General features: G+C 31.2%; 1 protein-coding gene. It reads right to left on the bottom strand.

Going from position 1 to position 538, the window contains the following annotated elements; translation table 11 throughout:
- Positions 1-115 precede the first annotated feature (115 nt).
- Positions 116-538: hypothetical protein (locus I7X29_RS15595; protein ID WP_225883797.1), on the bottom strand; the 423-nt coding region annotated here is incomplete at its 5' end.

Genomic DNA, 538 nt, shown 5'->3' with positions numbered 1-538 from the left:
GATTTTTTGCTTGTGAAAAATCTCTTGCAAAGCGATAGTACTTTTCTCTTTCCTTATAGAAAGTAACAAACCCATTATTACCCTCCTTTTTGTAGTTGAGAATAGAATAATACAACTACTTGATGATCAAAAAGAAAAAGAAAGAATCTGTCTTATCCCTTCCATTTTCGTATGACTCAATAAGATACTTCGGAGTGCCCTTATACTCTTGAATAGCATTTAATACATCCTTACAGTGCATTTGTTTGAGTAATGCGTTTATTGGGAAAGTTTGCATTGGCACAAAATAATTCTTCCCAAAGTAATGTACTTTATCTATATATTTCTCCTTATAAAAAGGTATTTTTGTATGGGTAAAATAGCTGTATACGTTCCTAATAAACACCCATAATTGTCCTCTTGTAGTCCTGTCTAAAATAGTTTTATTAGCTAATGCACTTAGGTATTTATCTAATACAAAATACAGTAAAAGCATATCAGTGGCAGAGACGCATTGCTTTAGAAAGAAACCTTTTTTAGCCTTCTGTGAATTAAATAT

Origin of the sequence: Capnocytophaga periodontitidis, from assembly GCF_016126015.1 — a bacterium.
Taxonomy (GTDB): domain Bacteria; phylum Bacteroidota; class Bacteroidia; order Flavobacteriales; family Flavobacteriaceae; genus Capnocytophaga; species Capnocytophaga periodontitidis.
Note: the sequence above shows the minus strand (reverse complement) of the source record. Positions and strands in the feature narration are given on the sequence as shown.